Below are 3,765 nucleotides of genomic sequence, written 5' to 3' on the forward strand. Positions count from 1 at the left end.
ATTTACTGGCAAAATATTACAGATCTGCTTAAAAACTCACCAACTTATTACAAAAGCCGATTTTTTGCTTTTTCTTAGTCATGGCTAAATTTTCAAGTGATTGATATTTATATTAATATACAAGTGTTGTTATTCCCAAGTAGAAATGTCCTACCTAATAACCAAATAGAAATGTCCTATATGGACATTTCCAAGTCAAGCACAGGATTTAGATTTCGTTGTTCAATCGCTGTTTTCTGTGCACGTCTGCTTGGCATCTTTTGAGAACGATTACGTTTGTTTTGCTGTTCCAGTTCTTCATGCTGTTGTTGGATATGATTCAGAACAGCACTCAACCGTTTATTCTCAACAATCTCTCGCTGATTCAGCTGACTTAATTTATCGAAGAGGCTGTAATTGATCTTTCGGCCATCATGCATGAGGGCTACAGTACCATCCGGGTATTCCAGGAACTCAAGATACTTACCGATCAACCTTTGATTTTCTTCGGTGTTTTCCAGGAGATATACGCATTTATCATAAGTAATCGTCAGGCTATTGGTGACTCTGCGGGGTTCACGCCAAGTAAAAATATCATCTAATTCTTCGGCTGTTTCAGTGATAGGCCGATGTAGATTCTTAGGATTAAAAGCCATCTTGGCGAACTTCTGATTGAACTGCTCAATGAAGCAGGGTAGCCAGGCATTAGCTTGCTCAATCGAACAGATGCCTTCCAAGCGCATTTCTTTGATCAGACGGTCCTGAAGCGTTCTATTCGCCCGTTCTACACGGCCTTTGGCCTGTGGTGAATTGGCGAAGATGATATCGATATTGAGGGTGCTGAGTACACGTCCAAACTGGGTAATCTTGGTGTCTTTCTTGCTGCTTTGATTCACTCTAAAGACTGAATGTTTGTCGCTGTAAAACGCTAAAGGCTTACCGTGCTGTTCGACATATAAACGTGTTGAAATCATATAGTCAAAGGTTGATTCTGATTCACAGAAGCGTAAATGCTGCAATTTTCCTGTCGCATCATCGATAAACACCAGCAAACAGCACTTAGCAGCGCGTCCTTCAAACCAGTCATGGTGTGAGCCATCAATTTGGATCAGTTCACCAAAGCAATCCCGGTTGTAACGAGGCTGATACGGGCGTTTCAGGCGCTTGGCGCGAGGAATCCACAGATCTGCTGCAATCATCCAGGAACGCAGTGTTTCAACTGAAATATCAAAGCCATGAACGGTGGTGAGCTTTTCATGCGCTAAAGTGGGTCCGAAACCATGGAATTGTTCAGCGACCAGATTGAGGCACTTGAGTCTGAGCTCTTCAGGAAGCCTGGAATTGCTGATTTGGCCACGTGCAGCATGGGCTAATGCAGTTGGACCTTGAGTTTTGTATTTTTGCAATAAACGTCTGATCTGACGTTCTGAAATATGAAGTAGCTGAGCAGCCTGGGGCTGGGTTATGCGTTGATCACAGATTTCTTGCAAGACCGACAATCGTTTAAGTTCTTTATCCGACATAGACACCAACATATCAAACCGTCCGCTAAGAAAATTGCAACAGCGCATATTCTAAAAGCGGACATTTTTACTTTGGAGAAACCGGACATTTCTATTTTGGAGTTACAAGTGTACTTCGTATAACAGCCATTATGTTAAATGGAAGGAAGCAAAATAAGTTAACATTTTGCTTCCGGCCACATTAAGCTAGAGTTTTATTTAAATAAAGCTATTTAGTAATCATTAAATTAATTAAAATCTAAATCTAACACCAGCTCCATATAACCAACCTTTCTCAGAGTTTGATTCTATTTGCCACGACGTTTCATCATTACCTTTTGAATACTCATAGGCAATGTCGATATAAGGCATGATCTTTTTACTGATTTCATAGCGAGTTTCAAACCCTGCGGTTGCACTGCTTAAACCAGTTTTTTTCGCATATTTAGAGTCATCACTAAAGATAGCATCCAACTCTAAATAAGGTTGAATAATCAACTTTTGCGTAATCAGAAAATCACGTTCCGTTTCTAGGCTAAAGCCCGCATAATTGTCTTCTCCCGCATAGAGATAAGCATCAGTTTCAAAGAAATATGGCGCCATACCATGTAAGCCAATCACCGCATCAACATTTTCTTCGGTGTCTTTGCGATGATCATTGAGTTCAACTTTTTCACTACGATAACGTGCACCAATCTGTGCATCCCAAAAGTCTGAAATCATACGGCTATATAAAAGTTTGGCATCATAATGTGCATCATGCGATTCTTCTTTATCGGCATGAATTTTAATAAAAAGCTTATTTTCATCTGTGCCAATACGGGTTTCAAACTCTGACTTTAAATCACCTGTGCCATCTTCATTGACAAGCCACTTATTGTCCACTGTCGTAATCGCATAAATTTGCGCACCGTGTTCTGAGCGATGATCATAATGCGAACTCTGCTGAGCATTCGCATCTGGTACATGATGTAAATGATTAACCGTAGATGTTGCCTGATGTTGTGCCTGATTCATTTGGCTATGGTTCATTTGAGAGCGATCCATTTGCATCGGCTGATTTTGACTAGAAGATGTAGCAACTGTCATTTTTTCAGGCGCACTATGATCTTCACCATTATGTGCCAAACTCACTGCACTGACCATCAACAAAGAGCTTGCTAAAACAGTTTTAGAAAAAAGATTAATGGTGCGCATGTTGATCTCCTTTCTGTACTTTTTGATCTTGCTGTTTCTCTGTTGATTTGTGATGCATTGGCTGATGACCTGCATGTTGATGGTTCATCGGTGCTGAATGTGCAGCATGATTCATTTTCCCCATCATCTGCATGTGTTGTGCATGCTCTTGTGGAGAATGCTGTGAATGATCCATCTCAGACATCGCTTGATGATTCATTGATGGTACATTTTTTCCATCAGTCTGAGCAGTTGAATGATGCCCTTCGTGCGCCAAACTTAAGCTTGTTAAACTCAATACCGCAACAGAAAAAAACGCTTTAAATACAAAATTAGTGATGTGCATGTCCAGCTCCTTTTTGCTCAGTTACTTGGTGAGTTTGAGTCGAATTTGTACCTTGAATTGGCGTTGTAGACACTTGTTCATCGCTAACATTTGCCACGATCAACTTGTTCATCATTCCTGCACTCATGTGATACAACAAATGACAATGGATTGCCCATTCGCCCAACTCATCCGCAGTTAATAAAGCAGTGACTGTTTTACCCGGTGGTACAATCAATGTGTGTTTATTCGGCATATCTACCGACTCTTGACCATTCTCCAACTGCATAAACATGCCATGTAAATGCATGGGGTGCGCCATCATACTGTCATTAATAAATTTGATACGGATACGCTCGCCATACTTCACTTTTAATGGCTCAGCATCGCTGAATTTTTTACCGTTAATCGTCCAAATATAACGCTCCATAGTACCGCCCAAACGCACTACTAATTCACTGCTAGCTTCACGAGTATCTTTTTGCGGTTCTAAAGATTTTAAATCACTATATTGCAAGGCTTTATTGCCCGCAGGTGTAGATGCATTTGCCCAACCATAAACCACTTGATCATTTTCTTGTGGTTTTGCTGTGCCATGCTGTGAATGATCCATTTTCGAGTGATCCATGCCTTGCATATCGCCATGGTTCATTTTTGAATGATCCATTTTCGAGTGATCCATGCCTTGCATATCGCCATGGTTCATTTTTGAATGATCCATTTTCGAGTGATCCATGCCTTGCATATCGCCATGGTTCATTTTTGAATGATCCATTTTCGAGT

4 protein-coding genes are annotated in these 3,765 nt (G+C 40.7%); all 4 read right to left on the reverse strand.

The annotated features are described in order from the left end of the window. Positions 1-176: 176 nt before the first annotated feature. The gene (locus FTU35_RS12895; protein WP_096902756.1) at positions 177-1,502 is read right to left on the reverse strand and encodes an ISNCY family transposase; all 1,326 of its coding nucleotides are present in this window, start codon (positions 1,500-1,502) and stop codon (positions 177-179) included. 231 nt (positions 1,503-1,733) lie between these two features. After that, complete coding sequence (locus tag FTU35_RS12900; protein ID WP_154320112.1) at positions 1,734-2,678, reverse strand: copper resistance protein B; 945 nt, start codon at positions 2,676-2,678, stop codon at positions 1,734-1,736. Next, entirely contained in the window at positions 2,665-3,003 is a 339-nt protein-coding gene (locus FTU35_RS12905; protein ID WP_004897649.1) for a hypothetical protein, read from the reverse strand. Before FTU35_RS12905 ends, FTU35_RS12900 begins: the two co-directional genes overlap by 14 nt. Beyond that, on the reverse strand, positions 2,990-3,765 hold a 776-nt coding region (locus tag FTU35_RS12910; protein ID WP_180064793.1), incomplete at its 5' end, for a multicopper oxidase domain-containing protein. The genes FTU35_RS12910 and FTU35_RS12905, both read right to left, overlap by 14 nt.

This window comes from Acinetobacter sp. YH12095 (assembly GCF_013419245.1).
GTDB lineage: Bacteria > Pseudomonadota > Gammaproteobacteria > Pseudomonadales > Moraxellaceae > Acinetobacter > Acinetobacter towneri.

Bases quoted from the DNA above. Each gene is read 5' to 3' on its own strand.
- FTU35_RS12895 (WP_096902756.1), bottom strand. From the start codon at position 1,502: ATGTCGGATAAAGAACTTAAACGATTGTCGGTCTTGCAAGAAATCTGT.
- FTU35_RS12900 (WP_154320112.1), bottom strand. From the start codon at position 2,678: ATGCGCACCATTAATCTTTTTTCTAAAACTGTTTTAGCAAGCTCTTTG.
- FTU35_RS12905 (WP_004897649.1), bottom strand. From the start codon at position 3,003: ATGCACATCACTAATTTTGTATTTAAAGCGTTTTTTTCTGTTGCGGTA.